The sequence below is a fragment of the Nocardia transvalensis genome (assembly GCF_015477765.1).
In the GTDB taxonomy this organism is placed as follows: domain Bacteria; phylum Actinomycetota; class Actinomycetes; order Mycobacteriales; family Mycobacteriaceae; genus Nocardia; species Nocardia transvalensis_A.
In genome coordinates this window covers 20,211-41,622 of record NZ_JADLQQ010000016.1, presented here as the reverse complement: position 1 = coordinate 41,622, position 21,412 = coordinate 20,211, and the positions used below count along the sequence as shown (strand labels likewise).

Annotated in this window: 22 protein-coding genes and 3 tRNA genes; 11 read left to right on the top strand and 14 right to left on the bottom strand. The window is 68.2% G+C overall.

The genetic code is table 11. The features are described 5' to 3' along the window. Positions 1 to 48: 48 nt before the first annotated feature. A complete protein-coding gene (locus tag IU452_RS35050) occupies positions 49 to 873 on the bottom strand; it encodes a siderophore-interacting protein (RefSeq protein ID WP_195113554.1) in 825 nt (274 codons plus the stop codon). A gap of 90 nt (positions 874 to 963) precedes the next feature. Between IU452_RS35050 and menD the strand changes: the two genes are divergently transcribed. Next, positions 964 to 2,604: a 2-succinyl-5-enolpyruvyl-6-hydroxy-3-cyclohexene-1-carboxylic-acid synthase gene (menD, locus tag IU452_RS35045; protein ID WP_195113553.1), complete on the top strand. Its 1,641-nt coding sequence runs from the start codon at positions 964 to 966 to the stop codon at positions 2,602 to 2,604. A gap of 20 nt (positions 2,605 to 2,624) precedes the next feature. Here menD and IU452_RS35040 read toward each other — a convergent pair whose 3' ends face one another. Further along, the gene (locus IU452_RS35040; RefSeq protein ID WP_195113552.1) at positions 2,625 to 2,843 is read right to left on the bottom strand and encodes a hypothetical protein; all 219 of its coding nucleotides are present in this window, start codon (positions 2,841 to 2,843) and stop codon (positions 2,625 to 2,627) included. Positions 2,844 to 2,946: 103 nt separating this feature from the next. Beyond that, positions 2,947 to 3,180, bottom strand: a complete 234-nt coding sequence (locus IU452_RS35035) for a hypothetical protein (RefSeq protein ID WP_195113551.1) — start codon at positions 3,178 to 3,180, stop codon at positions 2,947 to 2,949. A gap of 148 nt (positions 3,181 to 3,328) precedes the next feature. Between IU452_RS35035 and IU452_RS35030 the strand changes: the two genes are divergently transcribed. Beyond that, positions 3,329 to 3,868, top strand: coding sequence for a TIGR03086 family metal-binding protein (locus IU452_RS35030; protein WP_324193000.1), 540 nt, complete (start codon positions 3,329 to 3,331; stop codon positions 3,866 to 3,868). 126 nt (positions 3,869 to 3,994) lie between these two features. Here the strand turns inward: IU452_RS35030 and IU452_RS35025 are convergent, their stop codons facing one another. After that, positions 3,995 to 4,597, bottom strand: a complete 603-nt coding sequence (locus IU452_RS35025; RefSeq protein ID WP_195113550.1) for a TetR/AcrR family transcriptional regulator — start codon at positions 4,595 to 4,597, stop codon at positions 3,995 to 3,997. Positions 4,598 to 4,678: 81 nt separating this feature from the next. Between IU452_RS35025 and IU452_RS35020 the strand changes: the two genes are divergently transcribed. Next, positions 4,679 to 5,080: a nitroreductase/quinone reductase family protein gene (locus IU452_RS35020; RefSeq protein WP_195113549.1), complete on the top strand. Its 402-nt coding sequence runs from the start codon at positions 4,679 to 4,681 to the stop codon at positions 5,078 to 5,080. Positions 5,081 to 5,098: 18 nt separating this feature from the next. On the opposite strand, the gene IU452_RS35015 is transcribed toward IU452_RS35020, so the two are convergent. After that, a complete protein-coding gene (locus tag IU452_RS35015) occupies positions 5,099 to 5,707 on the bottom strand; it encodes a TetR/AcrR family transcriptional regulator (RefSeq protein WP_195113548.1) in 609 nt (202 codons plus the stop codon). Positions 5,708 to 5,789: 82 nt separating this feature from the next. Between IU452_RS35015 and IU452_RS35010 the strand changes: the two genes are divergently transcribed. Both IU452_RS35010 and IU452_RS35005 read left to right on the top strand, forming a co-directional pair. Continuing rightward, positions 5,790 to 6,824 carry an aldo/keto reductase gene (locus tag IU452_RS35010; RefSeq protein WP_195113547.1) on the top strand — a complete coding sequence of 345 codons (1,035 nt, stop codon included), beginning with the start codon at positions 5,790 to 5,792 and terminating at the stop codon, positions 6,822 to 6,824. A gap of 89 nt (positions 6,825 to 6,913) precedes the next feature. Beyond that, positions 6,914 to 7,309 carry a hypothetical protein gene (locus tag IU452_RS35005; RefSeq protein ID WP_195113546.1) on the top strand — a complete coding sequence of 132 codons (396 nt, stop codon included), beginning with the start codon at positions 6,914 to 6,916 and terminating at the stop codon, positions 7,307 to 7,309. A 12-nt stretch (positions 7,310 to 7,321) separates the two neighbouring features. On the opposite strand, the gene IU452_RS35000 is transcribed toward IU452_RS35005, so the two are convergent. The 5 genes from IU452_RS35000 to IU452_RS34980 all read right to left on the bottom strand — a co-directional run bounded on the left by IU452_RS35000 (position 7,322) and on the right by IU452_RS34980 (position 15,018). Then, positions 7,322 to 11,464: a bifunctional nitrate reductase/sulfite reductase flavoprotein subunit alpha gene (locus IU452_RS35000; protein WP_195113545.1), complete on the bottom strand. Its 4,143-nt coding sequence runs from the start codon at positions 11,462 to 11,464 to the stop codon at positions 7,322 to 7,324. Positions 11,465 to 11,583: 119 nt separating this feature from the next. Further along, complete coding sequence (locus IU452_RS34995) at positions 11,584 to 12,288, bottom strand: demethylmenaquinone methyltransferase (protein WP_195113544.1); 705 nt, start codon at positions 12,286 to 12,288, stop codon at positions 11,584 to 11,586. A 48-nt stretch (positions 12,289 to 12,336) separates the two neighbouring features. After that, positions 12,337 to 13,116: a 23S ribosomal RNA methyltransferase Erm gene (erm, locus tag IU452_RS34990; protein ID WP_195113543.1), complete on the bottom strand. Its 780-nt coding sequence runs from the start codon at positions 13,114 to 13,116 to the stop codon at positions 12,337 to 12,339. Positions 13,117 to 13,378: 262 nt separating this feature from the next. Further along, positions 13,379 to 14,521 (bottom strand): glycosyltransferase family 4 protein, encoded by a 1,143-nt coding sequence (locus IU452_RS34985; protein ID WP_195113542.1) that lies wholly within the window; start codon positions 14,519 to 14,521, stop codon positions 13,379 to 13,381. Positions 14,522 to 14,604: 83 nt separating this feature from the next. Further along, positions 14,605 to 15,018, bottom strand: a complete 414-nt coding sequence (locus IU452_RS34980) for a DUF3592 domain-containing protein (RefSeq protein WP_416382399.1) — start codon at positions 15,016 to 15,018, stop codon at positions 14,605 to 14,607. A gap of 97 nt (positions 15,019 to 15,115) precedes the next feature. Between IU452_RS34980 and IU452_RS34975 the strand changes: the two genes are divergently transcribed. Next, entirely contained in the window at positions 15,116 to 15,619 is a 504-nt protein-coding gene (locus tag IU452_RS34975; protein ID WP_195113540.1) for a DUF2505 domain-containing protein, read from the top strand. A 149-nt stretch (positions 15,620 to 15,768) separates the two neighbouring features. On the opposite strand, the gene IU452_RS34970 is transcribed toward IU452_RS34975, so the two are convergent. From IU452_RS34970 to IU452_RS34960, 3 genes are all read right to left on the bottom strand, one after another. After that, positions 15,769 to 16,230 carry a VOC family protein gene (locus IU452_RS34970; RefSeq protein WP_195113539.1) on the bottom strand — a complete coding sequence of 154 codons (462 nt, stop codon included), beginning with the start codon at positions 16,228 to 16,230 and terminating at the stop codon, positions 15,769 to 15,771. Positions 16,231 to 16,298: 68 nt separating this feature from the next. Continuing rightward, the gene (locus IU452_RS34965; RefSeq protein ID WP_195113538.1) at positions 16,299 to 16,718 is read right to left on the bottom strand and encodes a helix-turn-helix domain-containing protein; all 420 of its coding nucleotides are present in this window, start codon (positions 16,716 to 16,718) and stop codon (positions 16,299 to 16,301) included. Then, positions 16,718 to 17,992, bottom strand: coding sequence for a geranylgeranyl reductase family protein (locus IU452_RS34960; RefSeq protein WP_195113537.1), 1,275 nt, complete (start codon positions 17,990 to 17,992; stop codon positions 16,718 to 16,720). The genes IU452_RS34965 and IU452_RS34960 overlap by 1 nt, the downstream gene beginning before the upstream one ends. A gap of 139 nt (positions 17,993 to 18,131) precedes the next feature. On the opposite strand from IU452_RS34960, the gene IU452_RS34955 reads away from it, so the two are divergent. Together IU452_RS34955 and htpX are read left to right on the top strand one after the other, a co-directional pair. Then, entirely contained in the window at positions 18,132 to 19,154 is a 1,023-nt protein-coding gene (locus IU452_RS34955) for a polyprenyl synthetase family protein (protein WP_228819276.1), read from the top strand. A gap of 117 nt (positions 19,155 to 19,271) precedes the next feature. After that, positions 19,272 to 20,156, top strand: a complete 885-nt coding sequence (gene htpX / locus IU452_RS34950) for a zinc metalloprotease HtpX (protein ID WP_195113536.1) — start codon at positions 19,272 to 19,274, stop codon at positions 20,154 to 20,156. Here htpX and IU452_RS34945 read toward each other — a convergent pair. Continuing rightward, positions 20,147 to 20,638: a YajQ family cyclic di-GMP-binding protein gene (locus tag IU452_RS34945; protein WP_195113535.1), complete on the bottom strand. Its 492-nt coding sequence runs from the start codon at positions 20,636 to 20,638 to the stop codon at positions 20,147 to 20,149. The genes htpX and IU452_RS34945 overlap by 10 nt on opposite strands. Positions 20,639 to 20,809: 171 nt before the next feature. Between IU452_RS34945 and IU452_RS34940 the strand changes: the two genes are divergently transcribed. The 3 genes from IU452_RS34940 to IU452_RS34930 all read left to right on the top strand — a co-directional run bounded on the left by IU452_RS34940 (position 20,810) and on the right by IU452_RS34930 (position 21,369). Beyond that, a tRNA-Tyr gene (locus IU452_RS34940) sits at positions 20,810 to 20,890 on the top strand. Positions 20,891 to 21,151: 261 nt separating this feature from the next. Beyond that, positions 21,152 to 21,224, top strand: a tRNA-Thr gene (locus IU452_RS34935). A 72-nt stretch (positions 21,225 to 21,296) separates the two neighbouring features. Beyond that, positions 21,297 to 21,369: transfer RNA gene (locus IU452_RS34930), tRNA-Met, on the top strand. Positions 21,370 to 21,412: the final 43 nt, after the last annotated feature.

The window sequence follows — 21,412 nt, the reverse complement described above, 5'->3', positions numbered from 1 at the left end:
CTCGGCGGGTGCCCCCACCCGCCGAGACCATCGGGGGGATGGGGGATTTCAGCTGCCCTGGGCCCTGCCTACCCGCCAGTAACCGGTGAAGGTGACGTCGGCCTTGGGAATCGCCCGATCGTTGACCAGGTGGCGGCGCAGGCCGGAGGCGAGCTTCTGCTCGCCCGCGACGAAGGCGTACACGCCCTGCGTGGGCAGTTCGGCGGCGCGGACCGCCTCCAGCGCGAGACTGCCCACCGCCGCCGTCGGGTCCGTGCGCAGCAGCCAATTCACCTGTACGCCTTCGGGTTCGTGCAGATCCTGTGCGTCGTCGGGGTGGACGATCTCGATGAAGGCCGCGCCGCGCAGCTCCCGCGGGGCCGAGCGCAACACGCCCGCGATGGCGGGGAGCGCACTCTCGTCGCCCGCCAGCAGCGAGTACGAACTGTGCTGGGGTGCTTGATACATGATGCCCTCGTCGAGCAGTCCGATCTGGGCGCCCGGGGTGGCGTTGCTCGCCCAGCCGCAGGCGGGCGTCTCATCGCCGTGCATCGCGAAATCGATGTCCATTTCGGCTGTTTCGCCGTATTCGCCCGCTCCCGCGGGCCGGAACTCGCGCACGGTGTAGTTGCGGACCACCGGCCGCTGTTCCTTGCCCATCATCAAATACTGGGCGTACCAGAGGTTGCTCGCCGCCGACGGCAGCCGCAGCCCGTGGCGCCCCGGCATGAACAGCCGGAACCACTGGTCGTAACCCATCGGCGTGAACCCGGCCAAGCCTGGGCCGCCGATCGTGACGCGGACGAAATTCGGGCTGATCCGTTTGCTCGCCAGTATCTCGGCGGTCAGGATCTGCCGCTCCTCGGGCTTGACGTATTTGGTGCGCTTGGCCATATGCGTTAGGTTAGCAAAACCTAACTAGCCGAGCGGGCTGTGAGCGGGTCGACTCCCCATCGCACCGGTCTGTCTGACAGGCTGGGGTTCGTGAATCCTTCGACTGCACAGGCGCAGGTCGTCGTCGACGAGCTCGCGCGTGGGGGTGTGCAAGATGTCGTGCTGTGCCCGGGCTCGCGAAATGCGCCGCTGGCCTTCGCCCTGCAGGCCGCCGACGTCGCGGGCCGGTTGCGCCTGCATATGCGCATCGACGAGCGCACCGCCGGATTCCTCGCGATCGGTCTGGCCGTGTCCAGTGGCCGGCCGGTGCCTGTGGTGATGACCTCCGGGACCGCAGTGGCCAATCTGGGGCCGGCGGTGCTGGAGGCCAACTATGCGCGGCAGCCACTGATCGTGCTGAGCGCCAACCGCCCCTATGAGATGTTGGGTAGCGGCGCGAATCAGACGGTCGAGCAGTTCGGGTTGTTCGGCAGTCAGGTGCGCGCGGCGATCAGCCTGGGCCTGGCCGAGCAGGAGGACGGCTACCGGCGCCAGAACAGCGTGTGGCGTTCGGCGGTGTGCCGGGTGCTTGCCGCGGCCCGCGGAACCCGGTCGGGCAATGCCGGTCCGGTGCAGTTCGATATTCCGCTGCGGGAGCCGCTGGTGCCCGACGCGCTGCCCGATGAGGCGTTCCCGCCCGGACGCGCCGGGGGATTGCCGTGGACCGCAACCCAATACGCGACGCTGGACGTGCCGTTGGAGATCGACCTGACCCCGGATACGGTGGTCATCTCCGGACACGGCGCGGGCTACCGGCCCGAATTGGCGCAGCTGCCCACCGTGGCCGAGCCGACCGCCCCGATGCACGGCCCGGCGCTGCATCCGCTGGCACTGCCGCTGGTGCGCCCCCGGCAGGCCATCATCACCGGGCGGCCGACGCTGCACCGGCAGGTGTCGAAGGTGCTCGCCGACCCCGGAGTGACCGTCTACGCGCTGACCACCGGGCCGCGTTGGCCCGATGTGTCCGGCAACGTCGTCGGCACCGGGACCCGGGCGGTCACCAGCGGTGCGCCGCGGCCGGAGTGGATCGAGCAGTGCCGGGAGATGAACGCCGAGGCGCACCGCATCGTGCGCGAGGAGCTGGCCAAGCATCCCAAGCCCACCGGACTCCATGTGGCCGCCGTGGTGACAGACGCCCTGCGCGAGGGTGATCAGCTCCTGCTGGGCGCCTCGAATCCGGTGCGGGATGCGGCGCTGGTGTCGTATCCGCGGCCGGGGGTGAAGGTGCTGTCCAACCGCGGCGTTGCCGGAATCGACGGCACGGTGTCGACGGCGGTCGGCGCGGCGCTGAGCCATCCGGGCCGCACGATCGCGCTGATCGGTGATCTCACCTTCCTGCACGATGCGGCAGGCCTGTTGATCGGGCCGGGAGAGCCGCGGCCCACCGATCTGACCATCGTCGTAGCCAATGACGACGGCGGCGGCATCTTCGAACTGCTCGAACAGGGCGATCCCCAGTACGCGGGCGTGTTCGAGCGGGTGTTCGGCACGCCGCACGGCATGGACCTCGCCGCGCTGTGCGCGGCCTACCGGATTCCGCATCGGCAGCTGGATCCGGCCGAACTGGCCGAGGAATTGACCGGGCCCGGCCACGGCATCCGGGTGCTCGAGGTGGCCACGGAACGCTCCAGCCTGCGCGAGTTGCACGCCGGTATGCGGGCCGAGATCACGGCGGGGGCGACGGGCCGGTAGCTCGCCGCCCCGGCCGGTCGTCAGTATTCGGCGGTGTCGCCTTCGTAGTCGTCGTCGAGCGGGACGGGAATGGACTGTTCGATCACGTCGGCCTCGGAGGCCTCCCAGGCGGGTTCGCCGGTCGGCACGACGATGGTGTCGTCCTCGTCGGCATCCGGGTATGCCGGGAGGGTCTGCTCCATGTAATCGGCTTCCGGAACTGCGTCGATGGCGCCGGTATCGAGGGTTCGATCGGTCATCGGGTGCTCCTTTCCGCTGCTCGGCCGATTGCCGGAGCCATGCCCCGGCAGTTTCGAGGATGCTCCGCCCGGGCCGACCTGGCAACTACTGGTGCCCGCGTGGTCACTCTCCTGGTAATGGCCCGCCGTCGGCCGGATATTCCACCAGCGCCAAAGTTCGTCCGGCCATGAAGCGCGCGGTGCGCACCGCCGTGCCCGTCCGGGTGACCTCACTGACCTCGACCACGCCTCGCGCGATCCGCACCTCGACCCGGCGCCCCGCCCGCGTCGCGGCCACCTCGTAACTCCGAGATCCGCCGCCGGTATCGACGACGATCTCCACTCGATCGCCTTTCATCTTCCAATTCTCCCCGTCACCAGCGCTTTTCGCTGCTAACGAGTCGGTTGCGAGGTGCCGCTGCACGTGCAGCGATGAGTTCGGCCCGGCCGGGTCGTCTGCATCGATGGACACCCGCGCTGCGGGCTGTCATGCGGAGGAGAAAAAGATGTTCGATATGGAAACGGCCGCGGCCGGACTGGAATCGGTCGTCGGTGGCATCGCCGATGATCAACTGGGCCTCGCAACCCCCTGTGCCGACACCACGGTTCGCGACCTGCTGGTGCACGTGATCGGGTTGACGGAGGCGTTTCGCCAGGCCGCGACCAAGGAGGCCATTGGTCGGTCCGTGCCCCCGGAGGTCGGACCGTCGGCGCCGCTGCCGAGCGACTGGCGCACCCGGATCCCGGCGCAGCTGAAGGCCTTGGTGACGGCTTGGCGCGACCCGGCGGCATGGGACGGCGAGACCGAAGCGGGCGGTGTGACGATGCCCGCCGAGGCGATGGCGACGGTGGCCCTGAACGAATTGGTCATCCACGCGTGGGACCTCGCCCGGGCCACCGGTCAGAACTACCGGCCGTCCCCCGACGACCTCACAATCCAACTCGAGATGCTGAAAGACACACCCCCCGAAGGAGTCCCCGGCCTGTTCGGCCCAACCCCCCCCTCCCGGCCGACGCCCCGCTATGGGACCGCGTACTCGGCCTGACCGGCCGCACCCCATCCTGGCCCCACCCCTGACCGCACCCGCCCGTTGGCGTCGAGGTGTCCTCGCTCGCTCTCGCCGAGCGGTCGCCCGTTCCGGCTGCGCCGCTATTCGTTCCTCGGTGCGTGGTCATTCGTTCCCCGGTACCCGGCCGCCGGAGGCGGGCGGGGCGAGGGAGTTCGCTAGGCGGGTGGCGATTTCGGCGGTCACGGGGGTGCGAGCGACGGTGAGGCGGTACCACAGGACGCCGTAGATTTGGTCGACCAGCAGTTCCAGGTCGGCGTCGGTGGGGAGTTCGCCGCGGGTGCGGGCGCGATCGAGTATGCGGTGGGCGACGGTGCGGCGGTCAGCGGCGAAGGCGGCGAGCAATTCGGTTGTGGCCGGATCGGTTTGGGCCTCGGCGACGACGGCGCGCAACAGGGCGGTGGCGGGTGGTGTGGCCGCGGCGGTGAAGGTCGCGGTGAGGAAGGTGGCCAGATCCTCGCGCAGGCTGCCGGTATCGCGGTCGGGGGCACTGCTGCGGGCCCATTCGCCCATCGCCTCCAGCAGGACCGCGCCCTTCGAAGGCCACCAGCGATAGATCGTCTGCTTGCTGACCCCCGCGGCGCCTGCGATATCGGCGATGGTCACCGCCGTACCGGAGTGGGCCAGCAACTGCGTCGCGGAGTCCAGGATGGCCCGGCGCGCGGCATCGTTGCGGCGGCGGCCTGTGTGTGGGCGAGCTGTCGGCACCGGCCCAGCCTACCGCTTGACGGAACCCGCGGTACCTACAACAATTGTCGGAACCATTGGTACCTATAAAAGTGGTGGATTATGACCGATCCGACAACCAAGCAGCGCCGAGTGACCTGGTATCACCGGCACATCGCCAATCCGCTGATGCGCCACGTGGCAGGCCATCTCCCAGGCCAGGCCCTCCTGGAAACCACGGGCCGCCGCACCGGCCTCCCCCGCCGCACCCCTGTAGGCGGCCGCATCCTGGACGGCTCGTTCTGGATGGTCAGCGACCACGGCCTCGCCTCCTCCTACGTCCGCAACATCGCCACAAACCCCCGCGTCCGCCTCCAAATCCGCTCCCGCTGGCACTCCGGCACCGCCCACCTTCTCCCCAGCGACGACCCCTACGCCCGCCTGCGCCTCCTCCCTCGCTTCAACAGCTGGAACGTCCGCCTCCTCGGCACCAACCTCCTCACAATCCGCATCGACCTCGACTGATCCCGTCGGGCAGCCGGGTCAGGGGTGGGTGAACAGGCCTGCGCGGGCGGCGAGGGTGGCGGATTCGGCTGCGGTCACTGCGGTTTGGTCGTCGATGGGGTCGCCGGTGGTGAGGAGGCGGTAGTAGAGGGGGGCCGAGACGGCGGAAAGGACTGCGCGGGGGTTGGTTTCGGGGGGAAGTTCGCCACGGGTGATGGCGGAGCGGATGCAGGGGGTCCATTCGGTGAGGCGGGTGTCGTAGAAGCGGTGTAGGGCCGCGGCGGCGTCGGGGTCGCAGGTGGCCGCTGCGACAAGGGATTTGAACAGCGGGCCCTGGCGGGGGTCGGTGAGGGTGCGGGCGACCAGGCGGGCGTTGGCGAGGAGGTCGCCGTGCAGGGAGCCCGTGTCGGCATGGGGGAGTGAGGTTTCGGCCATTTCGGTCAGCAGATCGGCGACCAGGCCCGCCGGGGTGCGCCAGCGGCGGTAGACGGTCGTCTTGCCGACCTCGGCGCGGGTCGCCACTTCGGCGAGGTCGAGCTGGGCGAATCCCCGTTCGGCGAGCAGATCGCCCGTGGCGCGCAAGACGGCCTCGCGCACCCGGGCGGTGCGTCCGCCGGGGCGCAGCGAGCCCGGGGTGTCGTCGGTCATAACGGGCCTCCAGTTCCATTAGTGGCGCACAGAGTGTATCGTCGAGCTCGTTAATGAAACTACAGTTCCATTAGGAGTAGTCATGGAGTACCGGCGATTGGGCGCCTCGGGTCTGATGGTTCCGGCGTTGAGCTTCGGCGCGGGCACCTTCGGCGGGCGCGGCGAACTGTTCGGCGCCTGGGGTTCCACCGACGTCGACGAGGCGCGCAGGCTGGTCGACATCAGCCTGGACGCGGGCGTGACGATGTTCGACACCGCCGACGTCTACTCCGAGGGCGCCTCGGAAGAGGTGCTGGGGCAGGCGATCCGGGGCCGTCGGGATCGAGTGCTGTTGTCCACCAAGGCAACACTGCCCACGGGGCCGGGGCCCTACGACGCGGGATCGGGACGCTCACGCCTGATCGGCGCGGTCGATACCGCCCTGCGCCGCCTGGGCACCGACCACATCGACCTGTTCCAACTGCACGCCTTCGACGCCGCGACCCCGGTCGAGGAGGTACTCACCGCCTTGGACGATCTGGTCCGCGCCGGCAAGATCCGCTACGTCGGCGCCTCCAACTTCGCCGGTTGGCAGCTCATGAAATCCCTTGCCGCGGCGGATAAGTACGGTCTTCCGCGGTATGTCGCACACCAGGTCTACTACTCGCTGGTCGGCCGCGACTACGAGTGGGAACTGATGCCGCTCGGACACGACCAGGGCGTGGGCGCGGTGGTGTGGAGCCCGCTGGGCTGGGGCCGCCTCACCGGGAAAATCCGTCGCGGCCAACCACTTCCGGAAAACAGCCGCCTGCACAAGACCGCCGACGCCGGCCCGCCGGTCGACGACGAATTGCTCTACTCCGTCGTCGACGTCCTCGACGAGATCGCCGCCGAGACAGGAAAAACCGTCCCCCAGATCGCCCTGAACTGGCTGCTGTCGCGCCCCACCGTGGCCACGGTCATCATCGGTGCCCGCAATGAGGACCAGCTCCGCCAGAACCTGGGTGCCGTCGGCTGGCACCTGACCCCCGACCAAACGACCCGCCTCGACAAGGCCGGCGCCGTCACCCCGCCCTACCCCTACTACCCGTACTACCGCCTGCCCGGCTTCACCCGCCTCGCCCCACCGCTCGTGTAACCGAAGGAGTTGCCCGATTTGTCTTGAACTCCAACTGAATTCGTGATGAGATCTCCTGTTCAGTTCATTCGAACGAGGGGATTCCCGACATGACCGCACAGCGGTTGATCATTGGTGGTGGCGTGGCGATCGGCGCGATGGCCGCGCTACTCGGGGCGGGCTCGGCATCGGCCGCCGAATTCGAGGTGGACCCGGCGGAGGGCTACGCCGGCGTGTATCTCAGCCACGACGACACGGTGTTGCTGGCCAACACCCCCGTACCCGACTGGCTCGACCAGATCGCCACTCCCGACAACACATATGTCGTGTCCGCGCCCTACACCCGGTATCAGCGCATCGAGGGCCCGGACGATGAAGGCTGGATCGTGGCGACACCGGCGGACCTGTGGCGGGAGGCGGCAACGCAGCCCGACGGCTCGGTGAGCGTGTACTGGCTCGACCCGGCCCGCTACGAGGGCTATTCCTTCGAGGTCCGGCAAGAGTAAGCCGTACGCGGCTCAGTACACGTCGCGGACGTAGCGCTTCTCGGCGATGAGTTGTTTCTTGAAGGCCAGGGCGGCATCGGCATCGAGGCGGCCGTGCACTCGGGCGATGCGTAGCAGCGCGTCGTCGACGTCGCGCGCCATGCGGGTGGCGGCGCCGCAGACATAGAGGTGGCCGCCCTCCTGCAGCCAGCCCCACAGTTCCGCACCGTGCTCGATCATGCGGTGCTGCACATAGATTCGCTCGCGCTGATCGCGGGAGAATGCCAGATCCAGCCGGGTGAGGAAGCCGGTGCGGAACATGTCCTCGAGTTCGTCGCGGTAGTAGAAGTTGTGCTCGGCGTGCTGATCCCCGAAGAACAACCAGTTGCGGCCGCGGCAGCCCAGCGCGCGGCGTTCGTGCAGGAATCCGCGGAACGGCGCGATACCGGTGCCGGGACCGATCATGATCATCGGTGCGGCCGGGTCCAGCGGCGGCCGGAAATGCGGTGCCCGCTGCAGGAATATCGGCACCAGCCCGTCCCGGCAGCGGTCGGCCAGGAACGTCGAGCAGACCCCGCCCCGGCGCGCCGCCGGATCCCCGTACCGCACCACCCCGACCGTCAACTGGACCTCGCGCGGGCTGACCAATGGGCTGGAGGAGATCGAATACTGCCGTGGCTGCAGCTTTTTCAGCACACCCAGCCACTCGATCAGATCCGCCCGGGCCGGGAAATCGCGCAGCACATCGACGGCCTGCCGATCCCACAGATACCGGTCGAGTTCGTTGCGATTGTCGCGGCGCAGAAGTTTGGCCAGCCGCTGACTCGGATTGTGCTCGGCGACGAAGCTCAACAGATCGTGGCTGACCTTGCTGATGTCGTACCGGGTCCGCAGCGCCTGCGCGAGCGGCAACTCCCGATCGTCGACCTCGACCACCCGCCGACCGTCCAGGCCGGTGACCGACAGCCATTCCGACACCAGGTCGTCGCCGTTGGTCGGCCAGACACCCAGCGCATCCCCGACCTCGTAGGTGGCGTCGAGTTCGCCGAGGTCGAATCCGAACTGCCGCACCTCCTTCGCGGTGCCGGACCGCGAGAGCAGTTCGTTGCGGACCAGCGGAACCGTCGCCGGGGCGTTGCGCGTGAACAGGGGAGCGGCCTGCTGTGTGCGACCGAACGACGGAGCTGCCGGGCGCGACAGCAGCAGCGTGGACGTGCGGGCGCCGGACGGCGCCCTCTCCACCGAATCTCGTTGTCCCCCAGAATCGCCCAACGCGCCGAGCACGTCGTCGAGCCAGCGTTCCGACAACTGGGCATGATCGGGCTCGCTGTCGATGCGTGGAAGCAGCCGGGTGGCACCGCGTTCGGCGAAGGCCCGATCCAACGTTCGCCCGTGCCCGCAGAAGTCGTCGTAGGAGGAGTCCCCGAGCGCGAAGACCGCGTAGCGCACCCCGGACAGCCGTATCGCGCTGTCGTGCAGCCGCTCCCAGAAGTCGGCACCGTTGTCGGGCGGACCACCGTCGCCGAACGTGCTGGTGATCACCAGCACGTCACCGGTGAGTGCGGTGAGTTCGCACGAGTCCATATCCAGCAGCCGTGGCGCATACCCTGATTCGGCCAACCGTTGCGCGGTCAGCGCGGCCAGTTCCTCGGCGGTCCCGGTCTGCGACGCCCACAGCACGGTGATCGGCTTGGCCGCTGCCGCACCGGCGACCGGTTCGGGTCCGCCGGACCGGGAATACATACCGGCCAGCAGTCCGTTGATCCACATCCGGGTGTGCGGCGACAGCGGCGCGGTGTCCGGCAGCACCGGCTGCCCCTGGATCGGAAGTGATTGCAGCGCAGCCAGATACCCGCCGAGGTAGATCCGCTCGGTCTCGCTGAGTGTCGGCGGGGTGGCGGTCTCCAAGCCCAGCATGACCGACAGCGGATGTCCGGAACCGTCGGGCAGCGGTGCCACCGTGTCCTCCGCCTCGACCGGTTCCGGCACCGTCGCGACCCGGCGCAGGGCCACCGCGCACACCTTGAACTCCGGCTGCAGCGAGTCCGCGTCGACGGCGTCGTTGGTGACGGCGTTCACCGTCAGGTACTCACCCTGCTCGTCGTTCCAATGAAACGGTGCGAAGCAAGCACCCGGCCGCACCCTGTCGCTGATCCGCACCGGAAGCACCGCCCGCCCCCGTCGCGAGGCGAGTTCGAGCTGGTCACCGGACCGCACGCCGAGCCGCTCGGCGTCGTCGGGATGCACCTCGAGAAACGGTTTCCCGTTCAGGTGGTTGAGCTTCGGCACCCGCCCGGTCTTGGTCATGGTGTGCCACTGATGCGGCAGCCGCCCGGTATTGAGCACGAACGGATAGTCGTCGTCCGGCATTTCGTCCGGCAGCATGTGCGGCCGCGGCCAGAACACGGCCCGCCGGTTGGGCGTGGCGAAGGCGAGCCGCGGCCGATGCCCGAATTCGTCGACGTAGGGCTCCTGGCTCACCCCGTCGTTGACATAGCGAATCGGATTGCGCCGCCGCACCGGATCCGGGCAGGGCCACTGCATCGGCCCCTCCCGCAGCCCGTCGTAGCTGATTCCGCGCAGGTCGTAGCCGGTGGCCGGGTTGGCGAAGTGGCGGATCTCCTCGAAAACCTCGGCGCTGGAAGCGAAATCGAACCCGTCGAAACCCATGGCCGTGGCCACCTGCGCGATCAACAGCCAGTCGGGCCGGGCCTCGCCGACCGGGTCCACGGCCCGCTGCAACAGGGTCACCGTGCGCTCCGAATTCACCATCGTCGCATCGGATTCCGCCCACAGCGTGGCGGGCAGCATCAGGTCGGCGTAGGCATTGGTGGCGGTTTCGGTGTAGACGTCCTGCGCGATGACCAGCTCCGCCTGCTCCAGCCCGGCGATCACGGTCTTTCGGTTGGCCACGGACGCAACGGGATTGGAGCAGATGATCCAGCATGCCTTGATCCGGCCGTCGGCCAGGCCGCGGAACATGTCGATGGTGCCCGGCCCGGCCGCGGCGCGAATGGTGCCGGGCTCGAGACCCCAGGCGGTTTCGACGAACCTCCGATCCGGTTCCGCGTGCACGCTGCGCTGACCGGGCAGCCCCGCACCCATGTAGCCCATCTCCCTGCCGCCCATGGCATTCGGCTGACCGGTGAGTGAGAACGGGCCGCTACCGGGCCGGCAGATGGCGCCCGTCGCCAGATGCAGATTGCAGATCGCATTCGTGTTCCACGTGCCGTGCGTGGACTGGTTGAGCCCCATCGTCCACAGCGACATCCATTCCCCGGCCGCGCCGATCCAGCGCGCGGCCGTGCGGATATCGTCCTCGGCAAGGCCGGTGATCTCGGCGACCCGGGCCGGAGGATAGTCGGCCAGGAACTCCGGCATCGCCTCCCAGCCCTCGGTGTGCTCGGCAATGAAATCGGAGTCGATATCCCCGTTCTCGACGAGCAGGTGGAGCAGACCGTTCAGCAGTGCCAGGTCGGTTCCCGGCCGCAACTGCAGGAAAAGGTCTGCACGCGCGGCGTTCTCGGTACGGCGCGGGTCGGCGACGATCAGTTTCGCACCGGTTTTCAGCCGATCGGCCATGCGCAGGAACAGGATCGGATGGCAGTCGGCCATATTCGCGCCGATCACGAAGAACAGATCGGCGTGATCGATGTCGTCGTAGGAGCCGGGCGGCCCGTCGGCGCCCAGCGACTGTTTGTAGCCGGTTCCGGCGCTGGCCATGCACAGCCGGGAGTTCGCCTCGAGGTGGATCGTGTGCAGATAGCCCTTCGCCAGCTTGGTGGCCAGATACTGCGCCTCCATCGACATCTGCCCGGAGACGTAGAGGGCGATCGCATCGGGCCCGTACCGCTCGAGAATGTCGCGCAGCCGCTCGGCAGCCTCGCGCACGGCATCGTCGACGGGGATCGGCAGCGGCGGCTGGCCGCGTTCGGGGCGCCGGTAGGCGGTGGCCATGCGGCCGGGCGCCCGCATCAGGTCGGCGTGGGTGGCGCCCTTGGTGCACAGCCGGCCGGCGTTGACCGGATGCAGTTTGTCGCCGCTGACCTTGGCGATCATCGGCGCACCCCGCTCGTCGGCCCCGGTCTCGACGACGATGCCGCAGCCCACGCCGCAGTAGGAGCACGTGGTGTGGACCGTGCTCGGCGTGCGGTGGGTGACTGCGTCCGGCGACATGAGCCGATCATCTCGGCTCGCGATTGCGGCGGATTTACCGGACGTTATCGCCAGGTGACGAAGGACCGCACAGCCGCGAATCTTCGCTGTGAGGAGTGATAGATCTCACCGAAACGGCGTTATCCCAGCTTGTAGGCCCGGTGCAGCGCGACGATCCCGCCGGTGAGGTTGCGCCATTTCACCGCCGACCATCCGGCGTCGGCGATGCGCAGCGCCAGCTGCGGCTGATTCGGCCAGGCCCGGATGGATTCGGCCAGGTAGACGTAGGCGTCCGGATTGCTGCTGACCGCGCGGGCGACCCGCGGCAGCGCCTTCATCAGGTATTCCATGTAAACAGTGCGAAACGGCCCGAACACCGGGGAGGAGAATTCCGCGACGACCAGACGGCCGCCCGGCTTGGTCACCCGCAGCATTTCGCGCAGCGCGGCATCGGTGTCGGAGATGTTGCGCAGCCCGTAGGAGATGGTGACCGCGTCGAACGCCTCGTCGGCGAACGGCAGCGCGGTGGCGTCGCCGGCCACCATCGGGACATTGCGGAACCGGCCCGCCTGCAGCATGCCCTGGGAGAAGTCGGTGGCGACACACCAGGCGCCGGACTTGCTGAACTCCAGGGTGGACACGCCGGTCCCGGCGGCGAGATCGAGCACCCGCTCGCCGGGCCGCAGCGCCAGCGCTTTGCGTGTCGCCCACCGCCAGTACCGGTCCTGCCCCGCGGAGATCACGGTATTGGTGAGGTCGTACCGCTCGGCCACCCCGTCGAACATCGACGCGACCTCGTGCGGCTGCTTGTCCAACGAGGCCCGAAACGACTCTGTCTTCGCCACAACGTGAGACCCTACCCCGCCGCGACCTCCGCCTTCCCGCCTTCCTTCTCACACCCTCGACAACGCTCGGAACAGGTCGACCCAGGCATCGGGGGAGACGTATCCGACCGGCAGATCGAGCCCCACTCCCGCTCGCGCGCAGGCCTGTCGCACCGCACCTGCCGGATAGTGCCTCCGCAGCGACGCCGCCAGTGAGCCGCCGACGCCCGAGAACCCGAGCTCCACCAGGCGGCGGTATTCGGGGGCGGCGGTGCGTGGAAGGAGCGGTGCCGCACGCCGGTTCAGGTGGAGCACGGCGGCGTCGACCCGTGGGCGCGGATGGAATTTGACGCGGTCCACCCGCGGGCCCAAGGCCATTGCGGTCCAAGGCCAATGGGTGACGGTCAATTTCGACCAGCGCCCGTAATCGCCGCTGTGTTTGCGGGCGAATTCGAGCTGGGTCACCAGGGTTGCCGAGGTCAGATGGCGGGCCTCGAGGCACCACCGCACAATGTCGGTGGTGAGGGCGAACGGGACGTTGGCGACCACCGCGAAGGGTTGCCGCGGCGGCGCGACGTCACGGATATCGCTGTGGTAGAGGCGAATTCGGTTGTCATCCGCATAGCGCCGAGCCAGGAGTCGGACATAGTGCGGGTCCTTCTCGTAGGCCAGTACGCGCCGACCCGCGCTGACGAGGCGCCGGGTCAGCATGCCGTCTCCGGGGCCTATCTCGACGATCAGGTCGTCGCGGCGCACGCCGGACGAACGCACGATCAGCTGCGCGGCACCGGCGTCGACGAGGAAATTCTGGGACAGCGTTCTGCGGGTACGCGAAAACGTACGGGACATGGGTGTCCTCCGAACGGAGCGGTCGAATCGGAAAAGGTGATTCGCCCGGACCCATGCCGAAGCGCAGCAAACGGCCTATCGGCCGACGATGAGAATTCCGGTCAGCGAGACCGAGTCACGACGTGGTGCGATGCGCAGGCAGGGCCCGGGTCCCCGTGCGCAGCCGGATGAAGTACGCGCCCACCGCGCACGCTCCGTTCATGCCTGGACCTCCCACGCGAGGCAGGCTACGACACACCCGCGCTACCGTCCAGCGATTTATTCAAGCGGTGCGGTAGACGGTGTGGCCGTTGGTGCCGATGACCTCGGCGTAGTGGCCCATCAGTTCCGTGCAGATGGCGGGCCAGGTGCGGTGCAGCACCGATTTGCGGGCGGCGGTGGCGAATCGGGTGCGCAGCTGCGGATCCTGCAGGGCCGCAACGGCGCTGGGCAGCAGCTCGCCGAAGCGGTCCACGGGCAGCAGATAGCCGTTGCGGCAGTGGGCGATCAGATCCCGCGGCCCGCCCGCATCGGGGCCGATCACCGGCAGACCGGAGGCCAGCGCCTCCTGCACGCCCTGGCAGAAGGTTTCGTGCTCGCCCGGGTGCACCATCACGTCGAGGCTGGCGTACGCCCTGGCCAGCTCCGATCCGCCCAGTTCTCCGGTGAAGATCGCCGAGGGCATCAGCTGCGCCAGCCGTGCGCGTTCCGGGCCGTCGCCGACGATCACCAGCTGAATATCCCGATCCTGGGCCAGCGCGGCCAGCCGCTCCACATGCTTCTCGGGAGCGAGCCGACCCACGAATCCGACGATCAACTTGTCCTCGGCCGACCAGGCCGCACGCAACTCCTCGTCGCGGGCCGACGGGGTGAAGCGGGCGATGTCCACCCCGCGCGCCCACCGATGCACGCGCGGAATTCCGTGGGCCGCAAGGTCTTCCGCAGCAGCAGTGGAGGGCGCGAGGGTGCGTGCGGCGCGCTCGTGAATGCGCCGGGTCCACGCCCAGGCGGCGCGGCGCGCCGGGCCCAATCCGTAACTCTTGGCGAATCCGGCGACATCGGTCTGATACACCGCGACCGCCGGCAGATCCAGCCGCAGCGCCGCCGCCACCCCGCCCGCACCCAGCAGGAACGGCGAGGCCAGATGCACGACATCGGCATCGAATTCATCGATCGCCGCGGTGATCACCGGCTGCGGCAGACCCACCGGCAGCGAACTGATCTTGGGCACCATCACCGCCGGAACCCGCACCACCGGGAAGCGGCCGTGCTCGCGCGCGGCCGACGGCAGCCCGCGCGGGGTGTCCGGCGCGATGACCAGGGCCTCGTGACCGTGGCGGTCCAAGTGGTCGAGCACCTGCAGCACGGAATTCACCACGCCGTTCATATTCGGCAGGAAGGACTCCGCGACGATCGCTACTCGCACACCCCGAGTGTTCCCATTCCGCCACGCCGGGCCGTCACACGCACATGACGCCTATTCGAAGATCCGGCGAACTCTGCACGACCTCAGGGGCGTTCCCGTCGCTCACCGCGGCGCAGCAGCCACAGCACCGGCAGCGCCAGCGCCCACGCCACCACGATCACCGACAGCGCGGGAATGATCGCCACCCGCGCATCGCGCCCGGCCACCCGCACCAGGTCCGGATCGCTCTTGCTGTATTCGACGTTGATGCGTTCGCCCGCGGTGAGTTTGGTCGGATACAGCACGCCGACCTTCGGATTGTGGGTCTGCCCATCGGGTGTGGTGAAGACCACAGCCGACCGCAATCGGCCCGCCGACAGGACTTCGGCGCTGGTCACGCCCTTGTTCGAACTGATCAGCAGGTCGTCGCGCCAGGCCGCCAGCACCAGCAGCACCGCCAGCACGCTCACCGTGACCGCGGCGACCAGAACCCCGATCCGGGTCCGCCGCAAGCGAATCGAGCGGCGGTCGGTCGGTTGCTCGCGCCGGTGATCAGACTGCGTGGTTTCCGACACTGCACAAGGCTATTGCATTGCTCGGCTAGCGTGTGCGGCCATGTCCCGAAAATTCAGCTTCACCGTGTCATACAGCGTCCCGGTAGAAGAGCTTCACCGGGCGATCACCAGCGACGAACTCTGGCAGGCGAGGTTCGCCGGCGCCGAAACCGCCACCCTCGATCTGTCCCACCCCGAGGGCCCGGGGACCATCCGCATCCATATGAGCGAGAAGGCCCGGGCCGACAAGATCCCGTCCATCGTGAGCAAGGTGCTCAAGAGCGAACTCGTGCTCGAGCGCACCGACAACTGGGGCCCGCTCGACGGCGACACCGCCCGGGGCACCTTCGTCGGCGCCTCGCGCGGCATCACCACCGCCATGGAGGGCGCTTACCTGCTGCGGTCCACCGCCGAGGGTTCGGAGATCGAGGTGGCCGGAACGGTGACGGTGAAGGTGCCGCTGGTCGGCGGCGCCATCGAACCACTCGCCGAACAGCTGCAGCACCGGGTGGTCAACAGCGAACGCAAGTTCATCGAGGAGTGGCTGAGCAAGGCCGAGGCCTAGAACCTTTGTCGGTCCCGGCGAAAAGCATGCCGGGACCGACAAAGGTAGTCGAGCGGGCGTGCGAAGGGTGATGTGCTGGGCGTGCGAGGGCGGCGCTCACCCCACCATCCCTGTTGATTCCGGCATGCTTTTGGCCGGAATCAACAGGGTCAGCCGCAGACCTCGTCGGTCGACCAGTCGATGTTCTTCGGGTCGTACTCCCGCTTCTCCACCAGGACCAGCCAGTTTCCGGAGTTGTCGCGCATGACGGCCTCCACGCCGTACGGGCGTTCCGACGGCGGCTGGACGAATTCCACGCCCTTGGCGGTCAGCTCCTCGTACGCCTTCTGGCAGTCGTCGGTATTGAGCCCGACCGCGCCGTGCGTGCCGTTGGCCAGCGCGCGGCGGATCGCCTCGGCCAGATTGTCGTCCAGCGGCGGGCCCGGCACCATGAATGCCAGCTCCAGCTCCGGATGATCCGGCTGCGCCACGGTGACCCAGCGAAAGCCGTGGTCACCCATCGTGACGTCGGCGGTCTCCACGAAACCCAGCTTGTCGATGTACCACTGCTTGGCCTCGGTCTGATCGTTCACATAGACGGTGACCAGCGAAACGTTGGTGATAGTTGCCATGCGCTCAGGCTATGGCCGCCGCGGGCTCCGGTGCTTCTCCAAAATTGCGCGGCTCGGGATGACGGAGGTCACTGGGAGCTCTTGCGGTCGGACAGCCCGTGCATGAAGACGAAGCAGCCCGGAATGTGCGGCGCGCCCTCGGCGGCGAACTTCGCCTGGTACGCCGACGGCGACATGCCCACCAACTCGGTGAACTTGCGGCTGAACGAGCCCAGGCTGGTGTAGCCGACCAGCATGCACGCCTCGGTGACGGTGACGTTGGTGGCGCGCAGCAGATCCTGGGCACGCTCGATGCGGCGCTCGGCCAGATACAGCGCGGGCGTCTTCCCGTAGGTGGCCGCGAAACACCGCAGGAAGTGATACTTCGACACCCCGGCCGCCGCGGCCAGCCCGTCCAGATCCAGCGGTTCGGCATAGTTGCGGTCGGCCAGATCCCGCGCCCGCCGCAGATGCGGGAGCAGGTACTCGGGCACCGACCGCGCGTCCATCAGGTGAACGGGGGGAGGTCGTCGAACCGCATCGATGCCCGGCCCGCGGCCCGCCAGGCCCGGGCGACCAGGTCGGCGTCCTCCTCGGTGACCAGGTTGCCCATCACGCGAACCGCGGTGCGCTGCAGGAACTTCGAACGCATCACCGGCGGCCCGCCGGTGGGGACCATGCGCGGGTGGGTGGCCAGCCCGGCGATGCGCCGCGCCACCGAGTACGTGCGCCCGTAGCGGGCCCGCAGCAGATCCGGCCACAGCGTGGTCAGGTCGGGCTCGTCGAGCAGCCCGGCCAGCAGATGCCCGCCCTCCAAGCCGTAGTCGATGCCCTCGCCGTTGAGCGGATTCACACAGCCGGCGGCGTCGCCCACCAGCACCCAGTTCCGGCCGCTGATATTCGAGACCGCACCACCCATCGGCAGCAGCGCCGAGGCCACCGCCCGGGCCTCGCCCTCGAATCCCCATTCCGGCCGTCGCAGCGAAACATAATGCTGCAGCAGCGGTTTCAAGGAGACGTGCGAGGGGCGCCGCTCGGTCGCCAGCGAACCCACGCCGATATTCACCTCGCCGTTGCCCAGCGGGAACACCCAGCCGTAACCGGGCACCAGGGCGCCGTCGGCGTCGCGCAGCTCCAGATGGGAGGTGATCCACTCGTCGTCGCTGCGGTCCGAGGCGATGTAGGCGCGGGCCGCCACCCCGTACGCGTACCGTCGATGCCAGGTGCGTCCCAGCAGCTTTCCCACCGGCGAGCGCACTCCGTCGGCCACGATCAAGATGCGGCAACCGATCTCGTGCACCCCGCCGTCGGTGCGCACGGTGACGCCGGTGACGCGGTCCCCGTCGCGGGCCACCTCCACCACCCGCGCGCCCTCGACCATGCGGGCGCCCCATGCCACCGCCGTCTCGCGCAACTTCTCGTCGAGCTCGATGCGGGGGACGGCGCTGCCGTAGGTGGGGAACGAGCCGTCCGGCCAGGTGAGCAATGCCTCGCGACCGAATCCGGTCATCCGCAGGCCGCGGTTGACCGTATGCGCCCGCACCCAGTCGCCCAGTCCGAGCTGTTCCAGCTCCGCGGTCGCCCGCGGGGTCAGTCCGTCGCCGCAGGTCTTGTCGCGCGGGAACACCGCGGCATCGGTGAGCAGGACATCACGGCCCGCGCGCGCCGCCCATGCGGCCGCCGCCGAACCCGCCGGACCCGCGCCCACCACGAGCACCTCGGCGTGGGCGGGCAGCGCCTCCGCGGTGCGGCCGCGCGCAGGGGTGGCATCCGGTGCAACCATGGAGTCAATACTTGCAGCACCGCGCGAGAGGTGTCGATGAGGTGTCTGATTCCTCCCACAGTGACGGTGTTCATGGGGGTTCGGCAGACGACACGCTAGGTTCTTCGGTGTGGGGTTGGACGCGGCATTGGGAGAAGAGATGAGCACATCGGCTGTGAGCTCCGACGGCACCGTGGTTGCCGGGGTAGATCTGGGCGACCCCGAGCTCGCTTCGACGGTGCGCAACGGCCTGGAGGAGGTCGAGAAGCTACTGATCAGCGAGCTGTCCGACGGGGAGGAATTTCTCCAGGAGGCGGCGCTGCATCTGGCCCGGGCCGGCGGCAAGCGTTTTCGTCCGCTGTTCACCATCCTCACCGGCCAGCTGGGCCCGCGTCCGACCGATCCGGATCTGATCACCGCCGGCACCGTCGTCGAGTTGGTGCATCTGGCCACGCTGTACCACGACGACGTGATGGACGAGGCGACCATGCGCCGCGGCGCGCCCAGTGTGAATTCGCGCTGGGGCAACAGCATTGCCATCCTGGCCGGTGACTACCTGTTCGCGCACGCCTCCCGGCTGGTGTCCACCCTGGGCCCCGACGCGGTCCGCATCATCGCCGAGACCTTCGCCGAACTGGTCACCGGGCAGATGCGGGAAACCTTGGGCGCCAAGCAATCCCAGGATCCGGTCGAGCACTACCTGCGGGTGGTGTGGGAGAAGACCGGCTCGCTGATCGCCGCCTCGGGTCGCTTCGGCGGCACCTTCTCCGGTGCGGGTCCCGAGCACGTCGAGCGGCTCGCCCGGCTGGGCGACGCCGTCGGCACCGCCTTCCAGATCTCCGACGACATCATCGACATCTCCTCGGTGTCCGAGCAGTCCGGCAAGACGCCGGGCACCGACCTGCGCGAGGGCGTGCACACCCTGCCGGTGCTGTACGCGCTGCGCGACGAGGGCGCCGAGGGGGACCGGCTGCGCAAGCTGCTGTCCCGGCCGCTCGACTCCGACGAGGAGGTGGCCGAGGCGCTGGAGCTGCTGTCGCGCTCGCGCGGCATGGTGCTGGCCAAGGAGAAGCTGCACGGCTACGCCGACCTGGCCCACGCCGAACTGTCCGCCCTCCCGCCGGGCCCGGCCAACGAGGCCCTCGAGCGCCTCGTCCGCTACACCATCGAACGCGTCGGCTGACCGTAAACCCCGCGAAGCTCACATTTCACCGAGGAACTCGTTCTCGCCTTCTATCGTTGACCTGGTGTAACGCAATTGAGCCATCGAGGTGGGTCAGAGAGGCGGGATCACCACACTATGCACTCGCATGGGTTTTCGAACGGGTTGAAGACCTTCGGGCTGATGGTGGGGCTGTCGGCGCTGATCGTGTTCGCCGGGGCCATGTTCCGCAATCCCACCATCTTGCTGATCGCGATTCTGCTGGCCGTGGGCATGAATGCCTACGCCTACTTCAACAGCGACAAGCTCGCGCTCAAGGCGATGCATGCGCAGCCGGTCTCCGAGCTGGAGGCGCCGGTCATGTACAAGATCGTGCGCGAGCTGGCGACCGCGGCGCGTCAGCCCATGCCTCGGCTCTACATCAGCCCGACCAACGCCCCGAATGCGTTCGCCACCGGCCGCAATCCGCGGCATGCGGCGGTCTGCTGTACCAGCGGCATCCTGCAGATTCTCGACGAGCGGGAATTGCGCGCCGTGCTGGGACATGAGCTGTCGCACGTCTACAACCGCGACATTCTGATCTCGTCGGTCGCGGGTGCGATGGCCGCGGTGATTTCCGGGCTGGCCAACCTGGCCTTCTTCGCCAGCGCCTTCGGTGGCAACCGCGACGGTGAGGGCCCGAATATTCTCGGCGTCCTGCTGGTTTCGCTGCTCGGGCCGATCGCCGCCACCGTGATCAAACTGGCCGTCTCGCGCTCGCGGGAATATCAGGCCGACCAGGACGGGGCCGCCCTCACCGGCGACCCCTTGGCCTTGGCCTCGGCGCTGCGCAAACTCGAACGCGGCACCCAGGTGGCCCCGCTGCCGCCCGAACCGCAGCTGACCTCCCAGTCCCACCTGATGATCGCCAACCCGTTCCGCACGGGCGACCGGATGGCCCGCTGGTTCTCCACCCACCCCCCGATGGCCGACCGCATCGCCCGCCTGGAACAGATGGCCGGCGGGCCGCGGAACTATCGATAGTTCACGAACTGCAACGCGACGTCGAAGTCGCTGCTCTTCAACAGCGCGATGACGGCCTGGAGCTCGTCGCGCTTCTTGCTGCTGACCCGCAGTTCGTCGCCCTGGATCTGGGCCTTCACGCCCTTGGGGCCCTCGTCGCGGATCTTTTTCGCGATCTTCTTCGCAGTTTCGGTGGAGATGCCCTCCTTGACGGTGCCTGTGATCTTGTGCACCTTTCCGGAGGCCTGCGGCTCGCCGGCCTCGAACGCCTTGAGTGAGATGTCGCGGCGAATCAGCTTCTCCTTGAACACCTCCAACGCGGCCTTGACCCGGTCCTGCGACTCCGCCGACAACACGATCTTGTCGGTACCGGACCATTCGATGCTCGCACCGGTGCCGCGGAAGTCGTAGCGGGTGTTCAGCTCCTTCGCCGCCTGGTTCAGGGCATTGTCGACCTCCTGGCGATCGACCTTGCTGACGATATCGAATGACGAATCGGCCACACTGTGCTCCTGTCTCACGGCCCGAGTTACAGCAGAATTTCTACCCCGGCCGACCGACGCTAGTCGCCCGGCGCGCGGGAGTCGACCCGGCATCCACCCCGTGGCCAGCCGGTTTGCATCCAGGACCGGGGGTCGTTGTATTCTGCTCAGCGCGCCGTAACGGCGTGACGAGGCGGATTGCCCGAGCGGCCAAAGGGAGCTGACTGTAAATCAGCCGCGCAAGCTACGGAGGTTCGAATCCTTCATCCGCCACCCTCGAAGGGCCCTCACGGAGTGTTCCGTGAGGGCCCTTCGCTCTTGTTTGTTCCGCGATCACTCCGTCCCTGGGGGCGTGGCAACGACCTTCCGATCCGCGTCAGCGGCCTCTCACATCCCCGCATCCGGCGCGCCGGCGCCGGTCCGAAACGCTCCTTGACCACACGGTTTGGAGCATTGCGCACACTATGTGTAACCTCGTTCAAGGCTTCGGCGCCCCGGGTGCGAGAGATCGCCGCTCGGAGCGAGGAGAGCCATGCCCCCTTAGCTCAGTCGGCAGAGCGTTTCCATGGTAAGGAAAAGGTCAACGGTTCGATTCCGTTAGGGGGCTCGCCGGATTGCCGGTGGTGACCAACTCGGCACTCCATGGGCCGGGCGGTGGCACCGAGCAATACCGTGTGATGGCGGTGTAGCTCAGGTGGTAGAGCAAACGACTCATAATCGTTGTGTCGCCGGTTCGAGTCCGGCCATCGCTACCCATACTGATTAACCCTCCTAGGTTGACCGGAAAGAAGGCAT

Bases quoted from the DNA above. Each gene is read 5' to 3' on its own strand.
- IU452_RS35050 (WP_195113554.1), bottom strand. From the start codon at position 873: ATGGCCAAGCGCACCAAATACGTCAAGCCCGAGGAGCGGCAGATCCTG.
- IU452_RS35040 (WP_195113552.1), bottom strand. From the start codon at position 2,843: ATGACCGATCGAACCCTCGATACCGGCGCCATCGACGCAGTTCCGGAA.
- IU452_RS35035 (WP_195113551.1), bottom strand. From the start codon at position 3,180: ATGAAAGGCGATCGAGTGGAGATCGTCGTCGATACCGGCGGCGGATCT.
- IU452_RS35030 (WP_324193000.1), top strand. From the start codon at position 3,329: ATGTTCGATATGGAAACGGCCGCGGCCGGACTGGAATCGGTCGTCGGT.
- IU452_RS35020 (WP_195113549.1), top strand. From the start codon at position 4,679: ATGACCGATCCGACAACCAAGCAGCGCCGAGTGACCTGGTATCACCGG.
- IU452_RS35015 (WP_195113548.1), bottom strand. From the start codon at position 5,707: ATGACCGACGACACCCCGGGCTCGCTGCGCCCCGGCGGACGCACCGCC.
- IU452_RS35010 (WP_195113547.1), top strand. From the start codon at position 5,790: ATGGAGTACCGGCGATTGGGCGCCTCGGGTCTGATGGTTCCGGCGTTG.
- IU452_RS35005 (WP_195113546.1), top strand. From the start codon at position 6,914: ATGACCGCACAGCGGTTGATCATTGGTGGTGGCGTGGCGATCGGCGCG.
- IU452_RS35000 (WP_195113545.1), bottom strand. From the start codon at position 11,464: ATGTCGCCGGACGCAGTCACCCACCGCACGCCGAGCACGGTCCACACC.
- erm (WP_195113543.1), bottom strand. From the start codon at position 13,116: ATGTCCCGTACGTTTTCGCGTACCCGCAGAACGCTGTCCCAGAATTTC.
- IU452_RS34975 (WP_195113540.1), top strand. From the start codon at position 15,116: ATGTCCCGAAAATTCAGCTTCACCGTGTCATACAGCGTCCCGGTAGAA.
- IU452_RS34970 (WP_195113539.1), bottom strand. From the start codon at position 16,230: ATGGCAACTATCACCAACGTTTCGCTGGTCACCGTCTATGTGAACGAT.
- IU452_RS34965 (WP_195113538.1), bottom strand. From the start codon at position 16,718: ATGGACGCGCGGTCGGTGCCCGAGTACCTGCTCCCGCATCTGCGGCGG.
- IU452_RS34960 (WP_195113537.1), bottom strand. From the start codon at position 17,992: ATGGTTGCACCGGATGCCACCCCTGCGCGCGGCCGCACCGCGGAGGCG.
- IU452_RS34955 (WP_228819276.1), top strand. From the start codon at position 18,132: ATGAGCACATCGGCTGTGAGCTCCGACGGCACCGTGGTTGCCGGGGTA.
- htpX (WP_195113536.1), top strand. From the start codon at position 19,272: ATGCACTCGCATGGGTTTTCGAACGGGTTGAAGACCTTCGGGCTGATG.